The organism is Roseibium sp. RP-7 (assembly GCF_053005225.1).
This window is the reverse complement of the sequence record NZ_JBRKQA010000001.1, coordinates 681,566-703,728: the sequence shown is the minus strand read 5'-3', so window position 1 is coordinate 703,728 and position 22,163 is coordinate 681,566. Positions and strand designations below refer to the sequence as shown.

Here is a 22,163-nt window from a genome sequence, read left to right as displayed (position 1 = left end):
GTCAATTTTAGGTAAGGCATCGCCGTGAGATACCACCATGGTATGACACAACAACCGTTGTAACCACCGTTGTACTGGTGCTCGCATCACACGAGAAAGAGAGAATATGGCTACCGAAGAGAGTTTGAATAAGGAAAAGCTCCTGGGACAGAGCTTTATTTTCGAAGCGCTGGATGACGAGAGCCGCAAGGATCTGGCCGCTTTCGCACATGTCAAACGCTACACCGCAGGCGATATCATTTTCGACATGGGAACGCCGGGGCAAAGCATGATGGCAATTGCGGAAGGCTCGGTGCGCGTCAGCATGCCGACGCCCAGCGCCCGCGATGTTACCTTGTCGGAACTGCATCCCGGCGACATCTTCGGCGAAATTGCCCTGCTCGATGGCGGCGAGAGGTCAGCAAACGTGCGCGCCTTGACCAACTGCAAGCTGGTCGTGGTCGAACGGAGGTCTCTGCTTGAAGTGCTCAATCGCGATCCGGCTCTTTCCATCCGGCTGATCGAACTGCTTTGCCAGCGCGTTCGCCGGTCGGACGAACGGATGATGGAAATCGGTTTTCTCGGTCTGCCGGAACGTCTCGCCCGCCTGCTGCTCCGCATCACCGTGACCGCTCCCGGCACTGAAGAGAAGCCACTGACCAAACTGTCGCTCTCCCAGTCGGAAATCGCAGAGATGATCGGCAATACGCGAGAGACAGTGAACCGGTGCCTGCGCAAGTTCCAGAAAGCAGACCTGATCGACCTCAAGGAAGGCTGGCTGATCATCCGGAACCGGGAAGGCCTGGAGGACGTCGCGGACTTCGTGTGAGGAACACGAGAGCCGTTTTGGCCAGAACTCGGGACGCGCTGGCTTTCATCAGACAGCCGATGTCGGGGCAGTGTCGCGCGTCACAGGCCCCGGCGAATGATCTCTCCTAGGTAAGAGGGACAGGCGAACACCACTTCGCCTTCACCAAGCCAAAGGAAGATCCAGATGTTCAGGAAAACCATCTTCACCGCCGTTGCCGCCGCAGCCCTGGCAACCACGACCTTCGCCCCTGCCGCCTTTGCCGGGGGCTATGGAAAAAGCAACCACAAGGGCTATCAGCACCAGTGGGCTTTTGGCGCTCGCGATGCGGTTGTGACACGGCATATCGACTGGTGCTTTGGCCGCTACAACTCCTATCGTGTTTCCGACAACACGTTCCAGTCCGGGCAAGGCTCGCGCCTGCAGTGCTCCTCTCCGTTCATTAGCCGCTGACCATTCGCCTGACAGGAGACATTTGCCGGCAAAGCGGGCAGAGCACGGAGATAATATCCCGGCTCTGCCCCGCCGGAATGCGCCTCCGGCAAGAGCCAAAATCAGATGCCGTTTTCTTCAAGAAAGCGATGGATGGCACCAAGGCACACCTGCCAGGCAGGTTCCTGATCGACCAGAATGTGATTTCGGCTTTCCAGTGCCACGAATTGCGCCCCCGGGATACCTGCCGCAACAGCCTGGCCGAGTTCCAGCGGAATGCGCTGATCGTATCTGGAGTGCAAAACGATTGTCGGCGCCTTTACCTGCCCAAGGCGGTGGCGGACATCGATACGGCCGAAGGCTTCCTGAAACCGCGCCGCATTTTTCGGCGAGGTTGTCTGACGCTGAAAATCGTCGAACCAGTCCAGGGTTTCCGCGCTGGCATCCGGCATGAAGGTTTGTGTGAAAATATGCCGGTAGGCCGGATTATCCGTTCCCCAGCCAAGTTCCGTCAGCGTGATCACCGCTTCGCGCCGGGCCTGTTCCTCCGGTGAGGCGAGATATCGCCAGCCGGCAGCATACCCACTGATCAGGATCAGTCCGGAAACGCGCTCGGGATGACGCACGGCGTATTCAACCGACACGGCACAGCCCTGAGAAATACCCACCAGCGGAAACCGCTCCAGCCCCAGGGTATCGGCAACGACCTCAAGATCCTCGACAAAGGCGTCGAACCCGAGATCATCCACGTCCCAATCTGACAGACCGCAGCCTCTCTCGTCGTAACGGATCAACGTGCGGCCGCGGGAGAGCTCTGCAAAGCTTCTGCCCCAGATCGGGCTCGACCAGTCGAACTCCAGGTGGTTCAGCCAATTGGCCGCCTTCAAAATAGGTGGGCCGGACCCGATGCTGGCATAGGCGATCCTGGTGCCGTCTGCCACGTCGCAAAATCCGATATTCTGCGCCCTGAGCGCATGGGCACGGGCCTTTCGAACCCTGTCTGCGGGGTCGGCCGAACTCGTCTCGGCAAGCACGACGTGGTCAGACAAAAGACCTGGGGGTGATGTGATCCGCTGAAGGCCTGCCGGCGACGTATCACTTCGCATCCGCTGGTGCGCCTCTGCGCCTTCCGGGTCGGCTTCCAGCCACAGACGCTGCCACTTCCGACTGGCAGCCGGGCCAATATCCCTGTGAGTCGCCAGACGCCTGTAAACTTCCACCTGTGCCAGATGGACGTCTTCACGTTCAGCCGTCAGCCAGGCATCGAAAGCCTCGTCCCCGGCACCGTCCAGGCCGTCCAGCAACATATTCCCGAGCCGTGTGGCCATGTCCTCAAGCTCGGTGACGCCAAGCATCCCTGCCTGGTTCCGAAGCCTTGCGTGAATATCGAGAATGTCGATACCGATGCCTTCAGCATCGAATTGGACGCGTTCGCGGTCGGCGATGATGCGCAACCGGTCCGGCGTATCCACCGCCCGCCGTAGCTTGCTGAGCGCCCAGCGCAGCGCCGCTTTCGGATCGTCCGGAAGGTCCCAGAACAGCTCACACAATCGCTCACGCCGATGCGGCCGCCCCGTCGCAACCAGAAACGCCAGAAGCGCCCGTGCCTTCTTGGAGGCCGGCAGAACAATTTCCTGCCCCATGGCCCTGACGCGCAGTTCCCCAAGGAGCGAAATTTCCAGCGCCTGGGACATGTATGTCTCTGAACTCACTTTGGAAAAACACTTCGCGTCTTTGTAGCACCTAAAAGAAGGTTGGTAAAACAAACCTGTCAGAACTACCGCCTGCGCCTTCGCCAATTGCCAGGTTCTACGTCCATTAACCGGAATCCCGTTATTACCCCTGGGTCTGCACCCAGCCGAGATGACCCATCACCCGCCAAAACGATCCTGAAATCGGATCAAAACGAATTATTATTGCTAAGTTTCATCGCCGCAAAAATTCTTTTCAAAGAAACAGGAAATGCGCCTTGTTTTGGACACGGTTTCAACTTAGGTATCGGGCATCGATATTGTTTGTCGAACTTTGTGACTGCGCGGTTTTCCGTGTTCTGAACGATCTTCCCATCAACGTCGACCTAACCGCGCCGCCCCGCATACCGTGAGGCGCGCAAACTACCATGACCGATTGAAAGGAAATCGTTATGCCAGTAGGTACCGTAAAATTCTTCAACACCACCAAAGGCTTTGGCTTCATTCAGCCGGAAGATGGCGCTGCCGACGTGTTCGTGCACATCTCCGCTGTAGAGCGCGCAGGCATGCGTAGCCTGGTCGAAGGCCAGAAGGTCAGCTTTGAAGTTGTCCAGGACCGCCGTTCCGGCAAGTCCGCTGCTGACAACCTTCAGGAAGTCTAATTCTGCATCCAACTCTGTTCGGTGACCACGGATGTACTGGCACCGGGCAGCAGGATGAATGGAAAAGGCCGGGGTAACTCCCGGCCTTTTTTGCAATTACCACCAGTGAACGGTTGGAGACGTGCAGATGACTTCGTCCAAGGATAATGAAAGCCCGCTTCGCACACGACGGGAAACTGCGGAAAGCAAAGCGGAAACAACGCGTCGGGTCGCGCGTGAAATCAATGAGGCCGAGACATCTGCCCGCGACGCCAAGACGGCCCGGCTGAAAGCTGCAAGACTGGCGAGCCAGGACAAGCAGGCAGCCGCCGCCACGAATACCGCCAAAGGCAAGTCAGCCCCGGCAAAACCCCGCAAACCCATTGTGCCCAAGACCTGACGCCAGGTTTCATTCCTCTTTTTCCAGGGGCTTCTTGCGAGCACTGTCGGCAAGGCGAGCGAAACGGGCATTCAATATGGACCGCCCCTGATTGCCGTTCGGCGTTCGCTTATGCTTTTCCGCCCAAAGCCTCGGAACCATGGCACACCGTCAGGCGGTCGCCAGTTCCATGACCAGCGCCGGCTCCCTGCAACCGGGCAAGAGCTCGTATTCTACGCGTTCCACAACTGCAAATCCCAAAGATCCGTAAAAGGCGATTGCACCCGCGCTGGCGCATAGCACCGTGACCTGAAGCCGCCTTGCGCTCAAACCTTCACGTTGAACATGCAGGATCAATCTGCGTCCGGTCCCCGATCTCTGGAACGCTCGCCTGATGTAACAGCCCCAGACATAGACAGTTTCCCCACGAGCTGCGTAGACGCAGCTTCCGACGATCCGATCGTCATGAAACGCGAGGATCACCCGCTCATCCGTCGCAGGCAGAATGCCACCCAGATCCTCTCCCGCAAGGGATTCGACCATCGCAGTGGCAATGTCGCTACCCAATTGCTCCTGGTAGGTTTCGCGCCAACACGTCGCAAGAAAAGCCCTGAGACGGGACCTGGGCAGGCCGTCTGATCGATCGCCATCAGACGCAAATTCGACCAGCTCCACCACATTTCCTGTTCCTGGTTCATCAGGCACTGACAGACGAGGAACACCCCTTCTCACGCATGGGCTGAACCGGTTCTCCAGCAACCTAACGGTGGCTTGAACCGAATGTTTTTTCAAGCAGCGTCGAATTGGAACCAGAAGCAGCTTCGCCAACCGCTTCAAGTTGATCCTGCGTGGTCATGCGCTCGTACGCTTCCCCATCGGACTGTATGCGATACTGCGGCATGCCATCGCGAGCAGGCAACCTGCCTGTCACACGATACGTCATGCCGGACATGCCCTTGCCACCGAATACGTTTTTCAGGCGGACGGCCTGCCCTATCCTGAAACTGTGGTCCGAAGAGCCACCCGAGACTCTGCCCTGGCTGGTATTTGTGACCGTTTTCCTGGTCATGATAACTGGGTATCCTTTGATTTGAAGAATTCGCCGGCTGAGATCCGCCAAGTGACGCTATGCTATCGACAGATACGCGTATCGGCCTGTTCAACCGGCATACGGTGCCCGCTTCCGTGAACTGCTCTTGATCCAACGAGGCCAAATGCGTGACGGCAAGCGGTAAACATCTGCGCCGCCGAACGTGTCATGACCGGTTTCGCGGGCACACTTATCCAGGGAGGGCGCAGGCATAAGCAGCACCCTGGCAAGTAAAAAACACTCATGTACTTTGAATTCTCATGACAAAACAGGCGGTAAGATTGATTTTTATTTTGTTCCGCGCTTATTTTTCTAACTTTTAGCATACACATTTTACAAAAATAATCAAACATCAAAATATTTTAAGATTTTTATTTCTTCCAATTCTTTTGGAATGACCCCAAACGGCCCCTTGTTGTCGGGATCAGCCAAGCCGGGCGACCGTAATCACCTGCCCAAGAACATGCGGCATGTGTCATCGGAAAAAAATCAGATTTCCCGGATCAGGCACGTCGGGATTCGGCAAATCACCCGCTGACAAGCTGGCCTTCAAACGAGATTGGCGCCCCCGAGAACCCGTCCGGTCCATCGCATGGAAAGCGGGAACCCAATGCACGAATGTAGCTATTGCGGAAACGGCAAATGCTGAAGTTGCTTCCTGGAAACTGTCCAGACAGGCCGTCAACGCTTCAGCGCAATGCACACAGGTGCAAGCAGATCGAATACCGATGGTGCGGGAAAAGTGGCGCACCGGGGAGGATTCGAACCCCCGACCCCCAGATTCGTAGTCTGGTGCTCTATCCAGCTGAGCTACCGGTGCGTATTTGCGAAGATCTTGTCATCTCGGTTGAACCTGGAGATGACCGGTCTTGGCGCTGCGGGGCGTGTCGTGTGCCCCGGACAGGGCGCTTACCTACTGCGGTCCGATGGGGATTGCAAGAACCTTTTTGAACTTTTTTTCAAAGAACTGTCACACAGTTCGGAAAGCCGCAGAACTCCTCGAGACTTAGCGGTGAATAAGATCGCCCTTCCCGCTCATGGCTTGCGGTCGGGAACCTCGAAACAGAAACACGTGCCGGTCCGGTTGTCTTCCAGCCGCACCGATCCGCCATGCGCCTTGAGCAATTCGGCGACAATCGCCAGCCCGAGACCGACGCCGCCGTTTTTCGAACCGCTGTGAAAAGCCCTGAACAGTGCCTTGCGGATATTGTCCGGAATGCCCGGCCCCGTGTCGGAAACCCGGACGCGGACGCAAGTGCCCTCACGCTCGGCCTCGATGGTGATCCGGCGGACCAGCGTTTCGTCCTTTTCCGCCTCCAGCGCCTGAAAGGCATTGCGGACGAGATTGAGCATCACACGGAAGATCTGTTCCGGATCGGCGTCGATCTCGATTTCCACCGGGACCTTGTTGTCGAAACGCACCGTCGCATGATCCACGAGACCCAGCACGTCCGCCACGTCGTCACCGACACGCTTCAGCGCCAACAGACGGCGTTGTGGCGCCCGTTCCTGGGCCTTGCCGTAGGACATCACCGCCTGTGTGTAACCGACCGCCCTGTCGAGCGTTGCCAGGATCTTGGGGGCAAGGCGCTTGACCGTCGGGTCCGGCACATGCTCCAGGCGCTCCAGAAACAGCTGTGCAGAGGCCAGCAGGTTGCGGAGGTCGTGATTGATCTTGGAAACGGCCAGACCGAGGTCAGCAAGCCTCTGCTTTTGATGAAGCGCCCTTGAAAGAGCCTCCTCCATGCCTGCCAGACGGATTTCGGCGTCGCCGAGCTCGTCGCGGCGGCCGGAAATCGACATGATACGCGAGGTATCTTCCGGGCTTTCGGCAAACCGCTCCATGGAGCGCGTCAGACGGCGCAGCGGCCGGATGAACAATGCCCTGAGGGTGATGTAGACAAGGCTGGCGGTGATGATCGAGATCACCAGCGACAGTGCAAGAATGCGGCCGGAGAAGGCCAGCATGTCCTGTTGCAGAAGGCGTACGGGCAGGACCACATCGACATGCTCGGTATGGCCCATCTGGCCGACGCCGATGATGCGCATGGCGCCGTCGCCGCGATAGGTGAGGATTTCGAAACTGTGCAGGATGGCCGACCAGGGGGTGACTTCGGCCATGTCGACAACGAAGTCCATCTCACCCGGCACATTGCTCATGGCGATCAGGCTGCGCCGCGAGCCTTCGTCGAGGGAAATCGCGAGCGCACCGGTCGTGCGCAGCAATTCTTCCTGAAGACGCGGGGCGATGGTGTTGGTTTCCGCAAGCACAGAGGCCGCGACACCTGCCGTGGTCAGCCTGTCGGTAAGCCAGGTGTTTCGAAAATTGGCGATCGAGGGCACATAGATGAGGATTTCCGCGAGCATCACGAAAAGCACCGTCATCAACAGCAGTTTGCCCGACAGGCCGCCAAATCGATAATGCCCGAAGCCATCGCCGGGAGAAGCGGGCGTGGCGGCGGGTTCTTGCGGGACAGCCGATCCTTGCGGCGCGCCCTCATGTTTCATGTCACGTCTTTCCAAATCCCAAGGCCCCGGCCCCGCATCAGCGATGGTACCACAGCTTCTCTAAAACAGACGGCACCAGCGGTCACCCGAACAGACGCAGGAAACCGATCGCTTTGCGCAGCCAAGCATTTTTGGGCGCTTCCGCATAGTAAGAAATTGCCGCACGGCGTACGAGTTCACCCAGTGTCGGATAGGGCGCAATGAACCCGGCAAGGTCCTTCATGGTCATCTTCTTCGACAGGGCGAGCGACAGAAGATTGATGACCTCTCCTGCCTGGGCACCCGCGATATCCGCGCCAAGCAGCCTGCCGCGCGGCCCGGCAATCAGCTTCAGGCGGCCCTTCGTGAGGCCTTCTGCCTGCGCCCTGTCATTGCCGGCATAGTCCGCCGTCAGCACCTTGACCTTCTGGCCATAGCGCGAGCGGGCCTCGGCTTCGCTCAGGCCGACATGACCAAGTTCCGGCGATGTGTAGGTAACCCAGGGCACAATGTCGCTGGTCATGGAGACCGGCAGCCGGAACAGGATGGAGCGAATCGCAAGACCTGCCTGATAGCCGGCGACATGCGTAAACTGCAGACCGCCAGCAACGTCGCCAATGGCATAGACGCGCCGGTTGCTCGTTCGCAAACCCTTGTCGACCGCAATGCCTTTGCGGTCATGATCGATGCCGGCTTCTTTCAGGCCGAGACCGTCGACGTTTGGCGCACGGCCGGTCGCCACCAGCAGATGAGAGGCCTCCACCGTGACCGGCTTTCCATCCGCCCCCTTCGCACTGATCACAAGCCCCGCACCGGATCGCCCGACCTTTTCGACCGCCGTTTCTTCCAGAATGTCGATACCTTCGGCACGCAGGGTATCCAGCACCACCCCCGCCAGTTCCGGATCGTCCTTGCCAAGAGCCTTCTGGGCTTCGAACACGGTGACTTTCGAACCGAGACGCCGGTGGGCCTGCGCCATTTCAAGACCGATTGGTCCGCCGCCGATAATCGCCAGATGCTCCGGACGATCGCGCAACCGGAACAGGGTTTCGTTGGTCAGATAGGGAACGTCCTCGAGGCCCGGAATAGGCGGAACGAAAGCGGAGGACCCCGTTGCGATGACAAAACGCCGGGCCTTGATACGGACTGCACCGGCCAACACCTCATCGGATCCGGTGAACCTTGCCGTCTCGCGCAGGACGGTGACGCCGAGGCCTTCGAAGCGTTCCTGGGAATCATGCGGCTCGATGGCGGCGATGACCTTGCGGACATGATCGTTCGCTTCGGCAAAATCGACTTTCGGCTTGTCGCCATGCACTCCGAACCGGCTCGCAGCTTCCTGCGTGTGCGCGGCCTTGGCGGCGGCCAGAAGCGCCTTGGAGGGCACACAGCCGTAGTTGAGGCAATCGCCGCCCATGAGCCCCTTTTCGATCAGCACCACCTCGACGCCAAAGGCCGTCGCGGCCGCGGCAACGGACAGGCCGGCAGAGCCTGCGCCAATCACGCAAATGTCCGGGGTCAGCAAATTGGCCATGACGGGCTCCGATTCGGCAGGAAACTGGCGGAAAGTTTAACGATTGCGGACTTTTTTCAAGATCACCGGAATGAGGCTGGCGATTCCGAGCGCAAAAAACGCCGCCAGCAGCTGCGGAGTTACCAGGGCAGCAACGTCGATCTGGCAGGTTCCGGACGCCGCGCAGCCGGGGTTGGCAGCTTCCTGTGCCGCGATGACACTGTCGAGGCCGGAACCGATGAAGGTGAAGGCAAAGGTGCCTGGAATGATGCCGACAAACGTTGCGAGCGTGTAGGAGGGCAACGGCATCTTGAAGATTGCCGGGGCGATGTTGACCAGCCAGAAAGGGAATACCGGCGTCAGCCGCAGAAACAGGAGGTAATGAAACGCATCCTTGCGAAACCCTTCGGCCAGACGGGCAAGGAAGGGGCCGGCCCGATTGGTGAGCACCTCACCGAAGGAGGATCTTGCGACAAGAAAGACGGCGCAGGCGCCGATCGTCGCGCCCAGAACCGTTGCGACACCGCCAATTACCCAGCCAAACAGAAAACCGCCCGCGATGGTCAGCAAGGATGCCCCGGGAAACGACAGAGCGACCGCCACGGTATAGATGGCCACATAGGCGAGAATGGCGAGCACCAGGTTCTGCTCGACATAACCGGCAAGGTCCTGCCGCTGCATGATGAGGTTCGACAAGGTCAGCTGCTTGTGCAGGCCAAGCGCGAATCCGAGCACCATCAGTCCTGCGAGAACCGCCAGTGGAAGCCACTTTCTGAGCCTTTCGGCTGCCGTGCGTTCCTGCGTCTTTCCGCCGGTCTGCCCCGTGTCCTTCGGCGGCGTCATCCTGTTGGCCTCGTCACCCAGCATCCACTCTTCCATCAGCTCGCTTCTTGTCGCAGGGGCGCCCTGCTTTTTTGTTCTGATAGGCAGATGTACCTTAAACCTCGTAAAAAGAACTGTGCTTCACTGATAAGTGACGCTTGCTCGTTTCAGGTTCACCTGTGCGTGATCGAAAGGAAAACGCAGAATCTTAGGCGTGCAAAGTTGACTTGAGGCGGCATGGCCCTTATAAGCGCGCTCGACCGGGACATGCATTCGGACCCAAGGCTGGAAAAGCCGCGCTCTTCATGGCGCTTCGGGTGCTTCCTCCAAAGAATTTAAAAAATGAACAAGGGCCGCGCTCTTAGCCGCGCGGGGAAGAACAATGAAGCGTACGTATCAACCGAGCCGTCTTGTCCGCAAGCGTCGCCACGGCTTCCGCGCACGTATGGCCACCAAGAATGGCCGTCAGGTGCTTGCTCGTCGCCGCGCGAAGGGTCGCAAGAGCCTCAGCGCCTAATCGGCGACCAGCCCGCAGTGCGCCGGGTTGGCGGCGACTGCCAACACCAATCCGCCGCTATGGACACTTTGAAAAAGCGCTCCGAATTCCTGGCGGTCGCCAAAGGCGGCCGGCTGGGCCGGCGCGCTTTTGTCGTTCAGGGCTTGAACCGCGACAGCGACGACGCGTCGCGGGTTGGCTACACGGTTACCAAGAAAACCGGCAATTCGGTTATGCGCAGCCGCATAAAGCGGAGGCTTCGAGCCGCCGTGGCCGAACTTGCGCCCGAAGATATCCCGCAAAAGGCGGATTTCGTGCTTGTCGCTCGCGACAGCGCACTCACTCTTCCCTTTGAAAAAATCGTTGCAGACCTTAAGTCTGGCCTGAGCCAGGTGCTGGATCCGCAAACGCCGCGCGGACGGGGAAAACCGCGCCGGCAGGGCTCGCAGCCCAATCGAAACAGCGCAGGAAACAGGGGTAAATCCAGTTGATTTCTGAAAACCGCAACACGATTCTCGCGATCGTTCTGTCCCTGATTGTTCTGCTCGGCTGGCAATATTTCGTTGCCGCGCCTCAGTTGGAACGCCAGCAGGCCGAACTTCAGGCCCAGCAGGAGGCCGCTCAAAAGGCCGCGACCGGCACAACAAACCCGGATGCACCGCAACCGACCGGTTCGCAGGGCGCCAACACCGCGGCACCGGCGGCCGGGCAACAGGCCGCCTTTGCCAACCGGGATACTGCGCTTGCCGCTTCCCAGCGCGTGACCATCGATACGCCCAGCCTTGAAGGGTCGCTCAATCTGAAAGGCGGCCGCCTCGACGATATCCGGCTGAAGGACTATCACGAGACCGTCGACAAGAGCAGCCCGACCATCGTGCTGTTCTCACCGTCCGGCAGCCCCAAGCCCTACTACGCTGATTACGGCTGGGTCGGCGATCCGGGTTCGAACATCGCCCTGCCCGGCCCGGATACCATCTGGTCCATCGACGGCGAGACGACACTGACCCCGTCGACCCCCGTGACACTGTCCTGGGACAATGGTGCGGGCCTCACTTTCAAGCGCACCTTCTCTGTCGACGACAACTACATGTTCACCGTCAATCAGGCGGTCGAAAACACTGGCGCCGACGCGGTAACGCTCTATCCCTACGGCCTGATCGCTCGAAAGGGCATGCCGGAAACCAAGGGTATATATATTCTCCATGAAGGTCTGCTCGGCGTCTTCGGCGCGGAAGGTCTCAAGGAAGTCGATTACGACGATCTGATGGAAGAAAGCTCCATCCGGCCGGCCAAGGTCGACCAGGGCTGGCTCGGCATCACCGACAAGTACTGGGCCGCGACGCTCATCCCGACCCCGGGTCAGGAATTCCAGCCGGGCTTCAGCCACTCCGCCACCACCGACGTCTTTCAGGCCGACTATCTCGGCAACGGTGTGACCATTGCAGGCGGTTCGACCGGCGAAAGCAGCTCGTATCTGTTTGCCGGCGCCAAGGAAACCAAGGTTCTCGACGGTTACGAGGAAGCGCTCGGCATCGAACGGTTCGAACTCCTCATCGACTGGGGCTGGTTCTACTTCCTCACCAAACCGATGTTCTTCGCGATCGACTGGTTCTTCCACCTGTTCGGCAACTTCGGTGTCGCCATCCTGGTCGTCACCGTTATCGTCAAGCTGATCTTCTTCCCGCTGGCCAACAAGTCCTACGTCTCCATGAGCAAGATGAAGCTCGTGCAGCCGCAAATGACGGAAATTCGGGAGAAATATTCCGACGACCGGCAGAAGCAGCAACAGGCGTTGATGGAGCTCTACAAGAAAGAGAAGATCAACCCGCTGGCCGGCTGTCTGCCGATCCTGGTGCAGATCCCGGTGTTCTTCGCACTCTACAAGGTGCTGTACGTCACCATCGAAATGCGCCACGCACCGTTCTTCGGCTGGATCCAGGATCTTTCGGCACCGGACCCGACCACCATCTTCAACCTGTTCGGCCTGATCCCCTGGGATCCGCCGCAGATGCTGATGCTGGGCGTCTGGCCGCTGATCATGGGGATCACCATGTTCATCCAGATGAAGATGAACCCGGCTCCGCCCGATCCGACCCAGCAGATGATCTTCACCTGGATGCCCGTGATCTTCACCTTCATGCTGGCCTCTTTCCCGGCCGGTCTGGTGATCTACTGGGCATGGAACAACACCCTGTCCGTGACGCAGCAGTATGTGATCATGCGCCGTCAGGGAGCCAAGGTGGAGCTCTGGGACAATCTGGGGGCGCTCTTCAAACGCAAGAAGCCAGCTCCCGACGACAAGAGTTAGTCCTCTGGCAGTTGCCTGAAAACAATAAGCCCCGCCAACTGGTGGGGCTTATTCATTGAGAGGCCGGTCATCGAACCTTTTGATGTTCTTATGACGCCCCCCTGGCTTCCGTCGGCAGGACATTGCCGACTTTGTCCCGCTCCGCCTGTCGAGTGAATGTTCGGTATGGAAATGACCGGCAAGAGTTCGCCATTTCTCGACAAGACCCAGCGTTGACCACTTCAAGGCCCATGCGAGCGCAGTGACGGGCGTCACTGGCCATTTGGCCCTTCTTCCATCAAATTGTCTGCCAGAGACGCAACAACTTGTGCGGCCGGGTGCTCGCAGCAGAAAGCGCCTGCTCAATACCCGGTGACACAAGCAAGCCAGCCAACACCTGAAACAGAAACCGGCACACAGCAAAGCGTGCGCCTGATCCCTTTTGTGCGGCCGCAAGCATGGCCACATCGTGGAGAACGTGAACATGTACGCAGACTACGACGCCTTCAAAGCAGCGGTTGAACCTCACTGGCAGCGTTACTGGGACGACAACGCGTGGGTTCAAAACTGGTCCAACTGGCAGGATCGGGACAAAATGGACCAGTTTTGCCGGGCTGCTTACAGTCTGTACAGGGCTGCCGCAAATAACCGAATGCCATATACCTTGCTTGGCGGCACCGGTATCCGGATGTGCAAAAACCTGATCGCAAACTTCGGTGTGACGGCTGCCAGCGGCATCCAGGAAGACGTAACCAGGAAGCATGTCCGGACGGAACAAAGAGCCCGCAACGATGGCAAAGGCACGCACACGGACGCGGACAACAATATCATCCCTCCCGTGCCCGTCACAGGAGGCGCCATCCTGAGTGAAAAGAAGTGGACGCCTCTTCTCAACGATGCACTCATCATCGGTGCGATCACTGCCCACAAGACCTTCAGTCTGACGCTGGAAACCGCTGAGGCCGGCCTTTTTCGCCAATGCGGCGAGGATTTGCTGGACGAAGAGGTCCCGAAACTGCAGAAGATTCTGCCGCATGTGACCAACCGGAGAAATGCAGAGCACCTTGTGAAGGGAACCGTGGACTATCAAAAGAACCACTGGAAGGAGTTCATGAACCGGAACGCCGGCATGTTCTGGACCTTCGGACAGTACACGGACAGACAAACCAACAGGAAAGCATCATTCCAGAACCCGCGTGTGCTGGCGCGCGAACTGCTTGGCCTGGCGTTTTTCGGCTATCAGCCTGCGTTCGGACAAGGTGAGCTCTATTTCAAGCCACCGCAGGACAACGCCCCGGACCCGACATTCCAAGCCTATGTGAGAGGGCTTAATGATATCGGATTTCACGAAGGCAACAGACACACACGTATCAGGTTGATGTCGAGAATCTCCGAATTCCTGTTCAACGACCCGAGGGCAGTCCAAATGCCGCAGGACAGGGCTTATGGTGAAAGGCGTGTCGACGCCCGGGTTCGCATTCCCACCTGAACACGACTCCAGAAACCGGCACCACCTGTCCGGTCCACTTTCGACGGGGTTCTTGACCGACCCGAAGAACCCCACTCAAGCAGGTCTTTTCAGGTCGTCGCCTACCACACATCCCCGCAGCCCTCGATGTGAAAAACGCAGGCAAGTGCCGTCTTTAGGCCTCGTTTCCATCATGACAGTGCCCGCTTTGCCCGACACGGTTCGAGATATATTTCCGGAGGTGTCCCTTGCGCGTGCTCAAAATCCTTTCCGCCCTCGTCCTGCTTCTGACTGCCGCCGCCTTTGTTTACGGATTTGCCGGTTATCTCGATGCCCGAGCCGATGCCTTTCGCCTGTCCGCGCGCGCCGACAGGCTGATTGCCGGCGGCCGAGGCGGTGTCGATCTTGGGCCAAGGCAACTTGCGAAATTGCTGCAGGTCGAGGATCCCGGCTTTGTGGACCATTCCGGTGTTGATCTATCCAGTGCCGGAGGCGGTCTCACCACGATTACCCAATCGCTTGCCAAACGCGTCGGTTTCGAAACATTCCAGCCCGGTATCGCCAAGATCCGGCAGACCGGTTACGCAATCGGGCTGGAACATGAGCTTACCAAGCAGGAAATTCTGGCTCTCTGGCTCGACACCCTGGAAATGGGCCATGGGCCCGACGGTTGGATGACCGGGTTCTTCAGGGCAAGCAATGCCATTTACGGGAAAGCTCCGGCAGAGCTTTCCGAGAGGGAATTTCTCTCCCTTGTCGCGGTCCTTATCGCCCCGTCCACCTACCATCTTGGAAAAGACGATCCGAAACTTGAAGACCGAGTTGCGCGGATCGAACGCCTGGTTGCCGGCAGTTGCAAACCGCTGGACAATGGCGACGTCTGGCTGGAAGGCTGCCGCGACAAATAGACAAGCCCTAAAAGGTTCCACCTTGACCGGCGCCGGAACCTCGTGTTTTTATCCCGACCCTTGACGCGAGGCTCTCGCGTCTTTCAACCGATCCCGTTTGGAGTGCCTGGACCAATGATCCGATAAAGCAAGACCTGATCCGCAAGGCGAAGCCGCTCACCGGCAGGTCAACCGCGTCCAACACGCGTTTTCCAATTTCCCTTGTTTTCTTGCTTTTAAGGAGGCCCCATGCACGGCCCGTCCCCCGACACGCTCCATCCCTTCAATGGCGAACCGCACACGGTTTACCTGAAAAACGTGATCACCCGCCCTACCATCGAAGTGGGTGACTTCACCTATTACAACGATGAAAACCACGCAGCGGAGTTTGAAAGCCGCAATGTGCGCTATCACTTCGACTTTGTCGGCGACCGGCTGAAGATCGGGAATTTCTGCGCGCTGGCGCAGGGAACGACGTTCATCATGAGTGGTGCCAACCATGCCATGACGGGTTTTTCGACCTACCCTTTCAACATCTTCCAAAACGGTTGGGAACAGGGCTTCGATCCTGCGACCATTTTCGACCACCTGAAGGGAGATACCATTGTCGGTCATGATGTCTGGTTCGGAACCAATGCAACAGTGATGCCCGGTGTCACCATCTGCTCCGGGGCAATCATCGGCGCGCACGCGGTGGTCGCGTCCGACGTCCCGCCCTATGCGGTGGTGGTCGGCAATCCTGCCCGGGTGGTAAAACTCCGGTTTGATGAAGCCACTATCGAACGGCTGCTTGAAATCGCCTGGTGGGATTGGCCGGCCGAGACGATCTCCCGGAACCTCAATGCGATCCGCGGCGCGGATATCGAGGCCCTGGAGGCGGCCGCGACAGGGTTGGGCGGTGAGTGTGATGCCAAACGAAACAGCGCCTGATCCGAACAGTCCGGCCGTGCGGACCAAAAGACCTGCAAGGCGTCCCTTTCAAATGGGTGCGCCTTGCGGGGTTGCAGGCTTGAACCGGCACGCCAAAACTAGTGACGGTTGCTTTCAGGCAGGGTAGAAGGCGCTTATGAGCGAAGAACAAAAATATTCCGATGAAGACCTCGAAGCCGGCCGGCTGATGTTCTGCCGTCCGTGGGATTTTCTCACCAGCGTCACCGACATGGCCAACCTGCCGGAAGCGGCCGGAGCGGAGATCGCCTTTGCGGGACGGTCGAACGTCGGCAAGTCCAGCCTGATCAACGCGCTGACCGGACGCAAGGACCTTGCCCGGACTTCGGCAACCCCGGGCCGGACACAGATGCTGAACTTCTTCATTGCTCCCGAGACGCCGCTGACGATCGTCGACATGCCGGGATATGGCTATGCGCAGGCGCCCAAGGAACTGGTGGAGGCCTGGACCCAGCTGGTGTTTTCCTATCTGCGCGGTCGGCCGAACCTGCGCCGTGTGATCCTTCTGATCGACAGCCGTCACGGCATCAAGAAGAACGATCTCGAAGCGATGGAACTGCTCGACAAGGCAGCCGTCGTCTATCAGGTCGTGCTGACCAAAGCCGACAAGATCAAACCGCCGCAACTCGTTCGCCTCATCGAGGACACGAAGGCAATCCTGCGCAAACGGGTCGCCGCCCATCCGGAGATTCTGGCCACGTCCTCGGAAAAGAACCGCGGTGTCGACGAACTGCGGGCGGAGCTGTTTCTTCTGGCCACCCAGTGACCCGTCACTCCTGCGCCGATTGTGAAGCCACTTCAAACCGGCTATAGCAGGGGACTTTCGCGAGACGTTTTCCCAGCCACGGTGAGTATTTCCGTTCCATGACCACGCCTGACACCGCCACACGCGCCAACATCATTGCCCATGCCCTGCCTTACATGCAGCGCTACGACAACAAGACCGTTGTCGTGAAATACGGCGGCCATGCCATGGGCGATCCGGAACTCGGCCAGGCCTTTGCGCGCGACATCACGCTGCTGCGCCAGTCCGGGGTCAATCCGGTGGTGGTTCATGGCGGCGGGCCGCAGATCGGCAAGATGCTGCAGCGGCTGAACATCGTCAGCGAGTTCAAGGGCGGTCTGCGCGTCACAGACAGGGCCACCGTCGAAGTGGTCGAGATGGTTCTTGCCGGTTCGATCAACAAGGAAATCGTCCAGCTGATCAATGCCGAAGGCGGCCGCGCGGTCGGACTGTGCGGCAAGGACGGCAACCTTGTGACCGCCCGCAAGCTGACCCGGACCGTGGTTGATCCGGACAGCAACATCGAAAGCGTTCTCGATCTCGGCTTCGTCGGCGAACCGGACAAGGTCGACCCGACCGTTTTGAAGCTGGTGCTAAAGGAAGACATCATTCCGGTTGTCGCCCCGGTCGCCCCGGGCGAAGACGGCGAGACCTACAACATCAACGCCGACACCGCTGCCGGCGCCATTGCGGGCTCGCTCAACGCCAAACGGCTGCTGTTCCTGACGGACGTGCCCGGCGTTCTGGACAAGGACGGCAACCTGATCAAGCAGCTCACCGTTGCCAAGGCGCATGAGCTGATTGCCGACGGGACCATTTCCGGCGGCATGATCCCCAAGGTCGAAACCTGTATCGAAGCTTTGGACCGCGGCGTTGAAGGCGTTGTCATCCTGAACGGCAAGGTACCGCACGCGGTGCTGCTGGAACTGTTCACCGACGGCGGCGCAGGGACGTTGATCCGCCCGTGACAGGAAAACGCCCCCTGCCCCACGAGGGCCCGCAGGCTCATCGCCGCGACCTGAGGATCTTCAAAGGCGTCGAAGCCTGGGTATTCGATCTGGACAATACGCTCTACCCTCACGAGAGCGACCTGTTCCCGCAGATCAACGAGCAGATCTCGCGCTATGTGCAGAAGATCCTGAACCTGCCGCCCGATGAGGCGATGGCGCATCAGAAGGAACTCTATCACGAGTTCGGCACGACCCTGCGCGGGCTGATGACCAACCACGCCATCGACCCGGACGATTACCTGCGTTTCGTCCATGATATCGACTACTCGACCCTGAAACCCGATCCGGACCTTGCAGCCGCGATCGAGGCCTTGCCGGGCCGGAAGTTCATCTTCACCAACGGCGACCGCCCACATGCGGAACGCACGGCGACTGCGCTCGGCATCGCGGATCATTTCGAGGATATCTTCGACATCGTCTCGGCGGATCTTGTGCCCAAGCCCAACAAGGTCACCTACGAACGTTTCCTGGCACATACCGGCGTCGCGCCGGCACGTGCTGCCATGTTTGAGGACCTGGCCAAGAACCTGAGCGTGCCGCATGCGCTTGGCATGTGCACGACGTTGATCCTGCCGACCGGCACGCGGGATGTGTTCCAGGAAACCTGGGACATGGAAGGCGAACCCTATCCGCATGTGGATTTCGTCACCGATGAACTGACCGGTTTCCTGAAGGCCGTGCTCGGCGCCATCAGCTAGCGCCCGACCGCAGGTCAGCTCGCAATATTGCTGAAAACTGTGAAGGCACTGCACAGTTCCTGCACATCGCCAGATGCATAGAAGACCTGCCGGCCGCTTGCGGACCGGCCGGTATCTTCAGCTGAGGCGTTACATGTTACTCACCGGGATCGTCCAACCTCTACAAGCCCCCTCCCGTCCAGGCTCCGGAACGGAAAGGCTCATCAATCACCTCCTGCACAGGCTGCGTCCGGTCTTCGGCAAGGGCTTGTTCGGTCTGGCGGCGACGGAGTTTCTCGCCTTCGGCCTGAAGCAGGCCTATGCCTGCATCTTCGGCGGACTACTGCTCGCAATCATCCTTCTGACGCGGTTCGTCTATCCGGAAGACGCCGCACTCAGTCGCTACGACTTCCTGTTTCTCGCGGCCCTTGGTCTTCAGATCGCAATGCTTGCCACGCGTCTGGAAACGCTGGACGAAGCCAGGATCATTCTGATCTTTCATGTGGTCGGCACGGTCATGGAGATTTTCAAGACCTCCGCCGGGTCCTGGGTCTATCCGGAGGAAAGCCTCTTCCGCATCGGCGGCGTGCCCCTGTTCACCGGGTTCATGTATGCCTCCGTCGGCAGCTATCTCGCCCGCGTTTCCCGGATATTCCACTTCGCCTACACCGGCTATCCACCCTTGTGGACCACTTGGCTGTTTGCGCTCGCGATCTACGTGAATTTCTTCAGCCACCATTTCATCATCGACCTGCGGCTTGGCCTTTTCGTCTTGCTGTTTTTGCTCTTTGGACGAACCTGGGTCCATTATTCGGTGTTCCGCTACAGGCACAAGATGCCGCTGGTGCTGGGCTTTTTTCTGGTCGCCCTGTTCATCTGGATTGCGGAGAATATCGGCACTTTCGCCCGCGCCTGGCAGTATCCGGACCAGGCCGATGCATGGACACTGGTTTCAATCGCAAAGTTGAATGCATGGGTGCTTCTGATGATCATTTCCTTTGTACTGGTCACGCTTGTGAACAGGCCGAAAAGGGAAAGTTCCGCCGAAAATGCCTGACCGATCTCGACAGGGTCTCCGGGGTTCATTATTGAAGAATATTCAACTTTCCGGAGATCGACCATGGCGTCCCTGCGTGCGCTACATGCCTTTTCCCTGCTGGCCCGCCACGGGCGTGCGTCGCTTGCGGCCGAAAAGCTCGGGGTTTCGCCTTCGGCGCTGTCCCACCTGATGCGCAAGCTGGAAAACGAGCTTGGTGCGACGCTGGTCAACCGGGATGGTCGCGGGCTCACCCTGACAGAAGAAGGACAGCGCCTGGCCCTGAGCATGGGCGATGCCTTCGACCGCATCGAAGAGGCTGTCGACAGCTTCCGCCGGCGCGGCCGGACGGAGCTGAGGATCAGCACCGTCTCGACCTTTGCCACCCGCTGGCTGATCCCCCGCTTGCCGGATTTCCAGGCGAGCCAGCCGGATGTGGAACTGCTGTTGTCCGCCTCCACTCGCATGGTTGATCTCGATCGCGAAAACTACGATTGCGCCATACGGCTGGGCACCGGCAACTGGCCGAGTGTCGAGAGCCACCTCTTGTGGAAGGAACACCTGGCGGTGGCCCTGGCACCCGGTCTGCTGCGTGGCAAGGATGCCACCGACACATCCGTTCTGAGCGGCCTCAGACTTCTGCACAGCGCCTCGCGGCGTGGCGACTGGGTGCGCTGGCTGGAGGAGGCCGGGCTCAGCCATTCGGACACGAAATCGGGAACCGTGCTGCAGAGCCGGGATCTTGCCATCCAGGCTGCCATAGCAGGCATGGGCGCGATCGTGATCGACAGACGCTTCGTCTCCCAGGAACTGGAGGCAGGACACCTGATCATGCCGGACTGGAAACTGGTTGAACTGGAGACCGGATACTGGTTTGTGCGCTCGCCCGCCCGCACCTTGACCCGCCCCGTGGCCGCCTTTCGCGACTGGCTGCAAACCACTGTCTGAACACTGCAATTGGCAACGCCTGCTTGCCATCTTCTTCAAAAAGGCCCCATTATTTGCGCGAGCTGCCAGATAACCATTCAACACAATGGTCCGGCGCAGCTTTTCATGGGGATACTTTGGGGGAAGTATTATGCGTAAGGGGCTTTTGAGCGCCGCCTTGTTGGCGTTCTCATTTGTTTATTTTGCCGCCGCTGCGTTGCCGGCATCAGCGGAAACACTGCACTGGCGGTTCGAAAGCAAACACCCGAACATTGTCGATGTGGAACTCTATTCCGATACCCGCCGCGGACACGTCTGGCCGGGCAACAAGAAGATCTACGTGCTCGACGACTTTTCGACGAAAACGATCAACATATCCTGCCAGCGCGGCGAAAAGGTCTGCTATGGCGCCTGGGTGCGAAATCGCAACAATCTCTACTGGGGCGTGGGCTACAAGAACCGCAATCGCTGTTCCAACTGCTGCTACACCTGCAATGGCGGTCAGACCAAGGTGATCGTCCTCAATCCCTGAGGAGCAGATAGCGAAACGGCCAGGCGTGATGCCCGGCCGTTCCACCTGACAATTGCCGACCGACGATCAGACGCTTTCAAGCGCGATCGCGATACCCTGGCCGACACCGATGCACATGGTTGCAAGGGCGCGCTTTTCGCCGCGCTGCTGCAGCTCCAGAGCAGCCGTGCCGGCAATACGTGCGCCCGACATGCCAAGCGGGTGCCCGAGTGCGATGGCACCGCCATTCGGATTGACGTGGGGTGCATCCTCGGCAATTCCGAGCTGGCGCAGGACGGCAATGCCCTGGCTTGCGAAGGCTTCGTTGAGTTCGACAACATCGAAATCAGTCGGCTTGATGCCAAGCCGTTCGCACAGCTTTTTGGTTGCCGGTGCCGGGCCGATACCCATGATGCGCGGTTCGACGCCTGCCGTCGCACCGCCGGAAATGCGGGCGATCGGCGTCAGACCATACTTCCGGACCGCTGCCTCGGACGCAACGATCAGGGCTGCCGCACCGTCATTGACGCCGGACGCGTTGCCCGCGGTGACGCTGCCGCCCTCGCGGAAGGGTGCCCGCAGTTTGGCCAGAGCTTCCAGCGAGGTTGCGCGCGGATGTTCGTCCCTGTCGACGACAATCGGATCGCCCTTGCGCTGGGGGATGGTCACCGGCGTGATTTCCCGTGCCAGACGTCCGTTTTCCTGTGCTGCCGCCGCCTTTTCTTGCGAGCGCAGGGCAAAGGCGTCCTGATCCTCGCGGGAGACGGCATAATCTTCGGCAACATTCTCGCCGGTTTCGGGCATGGAATCGATGCCGTATTGCTTCTTCATCAGCGGGTTGACGAAGCGCCAGCCGATGGTGGTGTCGAAAATCTCGTTCTGGCGTGAAAACGCTGTTTCCGCCTTGGGCATGACGAAGGGAGCGCGGGACATGGATTCCACGCCGCCGGCAATCGCCAGCTCCATTTCACCCGCCTTGATGGCCCGAGCCGCACTGATGACCGCATCCATGCCCGAACCGCACAGGCGGTTCAACGTGGTGCCGGGCACGGTTTCCGGCAGGCCGGCAAGCAGCAGGCTCATGCGCGCCACGTTGCGGTTGTCTTCACCAGCCTGGTTGGCACAGCCGAAAAAGACTTCCTCGACCCCCGCCCAGTCCATGTCCTGATTACGCTCCATCAGCGCTTTCAGCGGAATGGCGCCAAGGTCATCGGCGCGGACGGAGGACAGCGCCCCGCCGAAGCGGCCGATGGGCGTACGGATATAGTCGCAGATAAAGGCTTCAGCCAT

At 59.2% G+C, this 22,163-nt stretch carries 23 protein-coding genes and 1 tRNA gene; 16 read left to right on the top strand and 8 right to left on the bottom strand.

Going from position 1 to position 22,163, the window contains the following annotated elements:
• Positions 1 to 106: 106 nt before the first annotated feature.
• Together ACVDG9_RS03210 and ACVDG9_RS03205 are read left to right on the top strand one after the other, a co-directional pair.
• Positions 107 to 808 (top strand): Crp/Fnr family transcriptional regulator, encoded by a 702-nt coding sequence (locus ACVDG9_RS03210; RefSeq protein ID WP_023002243.1) that lies wholly within the window; start codon positions 107 to 109, stop codon positions 806 to 808.
• Positions 809 to 973: 165 nt separating this feature from the next.
• Positions 974 to 1,240, top strand: coding sequence for a BA14K family protein (locus ACVDG9_RS03205; RefSeq protein WP_023002244.1), 267 nt, complete (start codon positions 974 to 976; stop codon positions 1,238 to 1,240).
• Between the two features lie 101 nt (positions 1,241 to 1,341).
• Here the strand turns inward: ACVDG9_RS03205 and ACVDG9_RS03200 are convergent, their stop codons facing one another.
• Positions 1,342 to 2,913, bottom strand: coding sequence for a bifunctional AfsR/SARP family transcriptional regulator/alpha/beta hydrolase (locus ACVDG9_RS03200; RefSeq protein WP_296599348.1), 1,572 nt, complete (start codon positions 2,911 to 2,913; stop codon positions 1,342 to 1,344).
• Between the two features lie 449 nt (positions 2,914 to 3,362).
• Between ACVDG9_RS03200 and ACVDG9_RS03195 the strand changes: the two genes are divergently transcribed.
• Both ACVDG9_RS03195 and ACVDG9_RS03190 read left to right on the top strand, forming a co-directional pair.
• On the top strand, positions 3,363 to 3,572 hold the full coding sequence (locus ACVDG9_RS03195; protein WP_023002246.1) for a cold-shock protein: 210 nt from the start codon (positions 3,363 to 3,365) through the stop codon (positions 3,570 to 3,572).
• Between the two features lie 127 nt (positions 3,573 to 3,699).
• Positions 3,700 to 3,951 (top strand): hypothetical protein, encoded by a 252-nt coding sequence (locus ACVDG9_RS03190; RefSeq protein WP_370197632.1) that lies wholly within the window; start codon positions 3,700 to 3,702, stop codon positions 3,949 to 3,951.
• Positions 3,952 to 4,101: 150 nt separating this feature from the next.
• Here ACVDG9_RS03190 and ACVDG9_RS03185 read toward each other — a convergent pair whose 3' ends face one another.
• The 6 genes from ACVDG9_RS03185 to ACVDG9_RS03160 all read right to left on the bottom strand — a co-directional run bounded on the left by ACVDG9_RS03185 (position 4,102) and on the right by ACVDG9_RS03160 (position 9,899).
• Entirely contained in the window at positions 4,102 to 4,605 is a 504-nt protein-coding gene (locus ACVDG9_RS03185) for a GNAT family N-acetyltransferase (RefSeq protein ID WP_447237281.1), read from the bottom strand.
• 85 nt (positions 4,606 to 4,690) lie between these two features.
• Positions 4,691 to 4,999 carry a hypothetical protein gene (locus tag ACVDG9_RS03180; RefSeq protein WP_447237280.1) on the bottom strand — a complete coding sequence of 103 codons (309 nt, stop codon included), beginning with the start codon at positions 4,997 to 4,999 and terminating at the stop codon, positions 4,691 to 4,693.
• Positions 5,000 to 5,763: 764 nt separating this feature from the next.
• Positions 5,764 to 5,840: transfer RNA gene (locus ACVDG9_RS03175), tRNA-Arg, on the bottom strand.
• A 215-nt stretch (positions 5,841 to 6,055) separates the two neighbouring features.
• On the bottom strand, positions 6,056 to 7,528 hold the full coding sequence (locus tag ACVDG9_RS03170; RefSeq protein WP_168686386.1) for a sensor histidine kinase: 1,473 nt from the start codon (positions 7,526 to 7,528) through the stop codon (positions 6,056 to 6,058).
• A gap of 82 nt (positions 7,529 to 7,610) precedes the next feature.
• Positions 7,611 to 9,041 carry a dihydrolipoyl dehydrogenase family protein gene (locus ACVDG9_RS03165; protein WP_447237279.1) on the bottom strand — a complete coding sequence of 477 codons (1,431 nt, stop codon included), beginning with the start codon at positions 9,039 to 9,041 and terminating at the stop codon, positions 7,611 to 7,613.
• Positions 9,042 to 9,077: 36 nt separating this feature from the next.
• Positions 9,078 to 9,899 (bottom strand): TVP38/TMEM64 family protein, encoded by an 822-nt coding sequence (locus ACVDG9_RS03160; protein WP_023002253.1) that lies wholly within the window; start codon positions 9,897 to 9,899, stop codon positions 9,078 to 9,080.
• A 325-nt stretch (positions 9,900 to 10,224) separates the two neighbouring features.
• On the opposite strand from ACVDG9_RS03160, the gene rpmH reads away from it, so the two are divergent.
• The 12 genes from rpmH to ACVDG9_RS03100 all read left to right on the top strand — a co-directional run bounded on the left by rpmH (position 10,225) and on the right by ACVDG9_RS03100 (position 20,894).
• Positions 10,225 to 10,359 carry a 50S ribosomal protein L34 gene (gene rpmH, locus ACVDG9_RS03155; RefSeq protein WP_006934271.1) on the top strand — a complete coding sequence of 45 codons (135 nt, stop codon included), beginning with the start codon at positions 10,225 to 10,227 and terminating at the stop codon, positions 10,357 to 10,359.
• A gap of 59 nt (positions 10,360 to 10,418) precedes the next feature.
• Entirely contained in the window at positions 10,419 to 10,829 is a 411-nt protein-coding gene (rnpA, locus tag ACVDG9_RS03150; protein WP_023002254.1) for a ribonuclease P protein component, read from the top strand.
• The gene (gene yidC / locus ACVDG9_RS03145; RefSeq protein WP_197923138.1) at positions 10,826 to 12,646 is read left to right on the top strand and encodes a membrane protein insertase YidC; all 1,821 of its coding nucleotides are present in this window, start codon (positions 10,826 to 10,828) and stop codon (positions 12,644 to 12,646) included. The genes rnpA and yidC overlap by 4 nt, the downstream gene beginning before the upstream one ends.
• Positions 12,647 to 13,109: 463 nt before the next feature.
• Positions 13,110 to 14,114 carry a hypothetical protein gene (locus ACVDG9_RS03140; protein WP_447237278.1) on the top strand — a complete coding sequence of 335 codons (1,005 nt, stop codon included), beginning with the start codon at positions 13,110 to 13,112 and terminating at the stop codon, positions 14,112 to 14,114.
• Positions 14,115 to 14,347: 233 nt separating this feature from the next.
• Positions 14,348 to 15,001 (top strand): transglycosylase domain-containing protein, encoded by a 654-nt coding sequence (locus ACVDG9_RS03135; protein WP_447238279.1) that lies wholly within the window; start codon positions 14,348 to 14,350, stop codon positions 14,999 to 15,001.
• 228 nt (positions 15,002 to 15,229) lie between these two features.
• A complete protein-coding gene (locus tag ACVDG9_RS03130; protein ID WP_447237277.1) occupies positions 15,230 to 15,910 on the top strand; it encodes a CatB-related O-acetyltransferase in 681 nt (226 codons plus the stop codon).
• A 136-nt stretch (positions 15,911 to 16,046) separates the two neighbouring features.
• Positions 16,047 to 16,694, top strand: coding sequence for a ribosome biogenesis GTP-binding protein YihA/YsxC (gene yihA / locus ACVDG9_RS03125; protein ID WP_023002260.1), 648 nt, complete (start codon positions 16,047 to 16,049; stop codon positions 16,692 to 16,694).
• Positions 16,695 to 16,792: 98 nt separating this feature from the next.
• Complete coding sequence (argB, locus tag ACVDG9_RS03120; RefSeq protein ID WP_023002261.1) at positions 16,793 to 17,680, top strand: acetylglutamate kinase; 888 nt, start codon at positions 16,793 to 16,795, stop codon at positions 17,678 to 17,680.
• Positions 17,677 to 18,420: a pyrimidine 5'-nucleotidase gene (locus tag ACVDG9_RS03115; RefSeq protein ID WP_447237276.1), complete on the top strand. Its 744-nt coding sequence runs from the start codon at positions 17,677 to 17,679 to the stop codon at positions 18,418 to 18,420. The genes argB and ACVDG9_RS03115 overlap by 4 nt, the downstream gene beginning before the upstream one ends.
• A gap of 133 nt (positions 18,421 to 18,553) precedes the next feature.
• On the top strand, positions 18,554 to 19,456 hold the full coding sequence (locus ACVDG9_RS03110) for a DUF817 domain-containing protein (RefSeq protein ID WP_447237275.1): 903 nt from the start codon (positions 18,554 to 18,556) through the stop codon (positions 19,454 to 19,456).
• 63 nt (positions 19,457 to 19,519) lie between these two features.
• A complete protein-coding gene (locus ACVDG9_RS03105; RefSeq protein WP_023002264.1) occupies positions 19,520 to 20,383 on the top strand; it encodes a LysR substrate-binding domain-containing protein in 864 nt (287 codons plus the stop codon).
• A 130-nt stretch (positions 20,384 to 20,513) separates the two neighbouring features.
• Positions 20,514 to 20,894, top strand: a complete 381-nt coding sequence (locus ACVDG9_RS03100) for a hypothetical protein (protein WP_447237274.1) — start codon at positions 20,514 to 20,516, stop codon at positions 20,892 to 20,894.
• A 66-nt stretch (positions 20,895 to 20,960) separates the two neighbouring features.
• On the opposite strand, the gene pcaF is transcribed toward ACVDG9_RS03100, so the two are convergent.
• Positions 20,961 to 22,163, bottom strand: a complete 1,203-nt coding sequence (gene pcaF, locus ACVDG9_RS03095) for a 3-oxoadipyl-CoA thiolase (RefSeq protein WP_447237273.1) — start codon at positions 22,161 to 22,163, stop codon at positions 20,961 to 20,963.

Coding starts and splice junctions, on each gene's coding strand:
- ACVDG9_RS03210 (WP_023002243.1), top strand. CDS start 107: ATGGCTACCGAAGAGAGTTTGAATAAGGAAAAGCTCCTGGGACAGAGC.
- ACVDG9_RS03205 (WP_023002244.1), top strand. CDS start 974: ATGTTCAGGAAAACCATCTTCACCGCCGTTGCCGCCGCAGCCCTGGCA.
- ACVDG9_RS03200 (WP_296599348.1), bottom strand. CDS start 2,913: ATGTCCCAGGCGCTGGAAATTTCGCTCCTTGGGGAACTGCGCGTCAGG.
- ACVDG9_RS03195 (WP_023002246.1), top strand. CDS start 3,363: ATGCCAGTAGGTACCGTAAAATTCTTCAACACCACCAAAGGCTTTGGC.
- ACVDG9_RS03190 (WP_370197632.1), top strand. CDS start 3,700: ATGACTTCGTCCAAGGATAATGAAAGCCCGCTTCGCACACGACGGGAA.
- ACVDG9_RS03180 (WP_447237280.1), bottom strand. CDS start 4,999: ATGACCAGGAAAACGGTCACAAATACCAGCCAGGGCAGAGTCTCGGGT.
- ACVDG9_RS03170 (WP_168686386.1), bottom strand. CDS start 7,528: ATGAAACATGAGGGCGCGCCGCAAGGATCGGCTGTCCCGCAAGAACCC.
- ACVDG9_RS03165 (WP_447237279.1), bottom strand. CDS start 9,041: ATGGCCAATTTGCTGACCCCGGACATTTGCGTGATTGGCGCAGGCTCT.
- ACVDG9_RS03160 (WP_023002253.1), bottom strand. CDS start 9,899: ATGGAAGAGTGGATGCTGGGTGACGAGGCCAACAGGATGACGCCGCCG.
- rpmH (WP_006934271.1), top strand. CDS start 10,225: ATGAAGCGTACGTATCAACCGAGCCGTCTTGTCCGCAAGCGTCGCCAC.
- rnpA (WP_023002254.1), top strand. CDS start 10,419: ATGGACACTTTGAAAAAGCGCTCCGAATTCCTGGCGGTCGCCAAAGGC.
- ACVDG9_RS03140 (WP_447237278.1), top strand. CDS start 13,110: ATGTACGCAGACTACGACGCCTTCAAAGCAGCGGTTGAACCTCACTGG.
- ACVDG9_RS03130 (WP_447237277.1), top strand. CDS start 15,230: ATGCACGGCCCGTCCCCCGACACGCTCCATCCCTTCAATGGCGAACCG.
- yihA (WP_023002260.1), top strand. CDS start 16,047: ATGAGCGAAGAACAAAAATATTCCGATGAAGACCTCGAAGCCGGCCGG.
- argB (WP_023002261.1), top strand. CDS start 16,793: ATGACCACGCCTGACACCGCCACACGCGCCAACATCATTGCCCATGCC.
- ACVDG9_RS03110 (WP_447237275.1), top strand. CDS start 18,554: ATGTTACTCACCGGGATCGTCCAACCTCTACAAGCCCCCTCCCGTCCA.
- ACVDG9_RS03105 (WP_023002264.1), top strand. CDS start 19,520: ATGGCGTCCCTGCGTGCGCTACATGCCTTTTCCCTGCTGGCCCGCCAC.
- ACVDG9_RS03100 (WP_447237274.1), top strand. CDS start 20,514: ATGCGTAAGGGGCTTTTGAGCGCCGCCTTGTTGGCGTTCTCATTTGTT.
- pcaF (WP_447237273.1), bottom strand. CDS start 22,163: ATGGCTGAAGCCTTTATCTGCGACTATATCCGTACGCCCATCGGCCGC.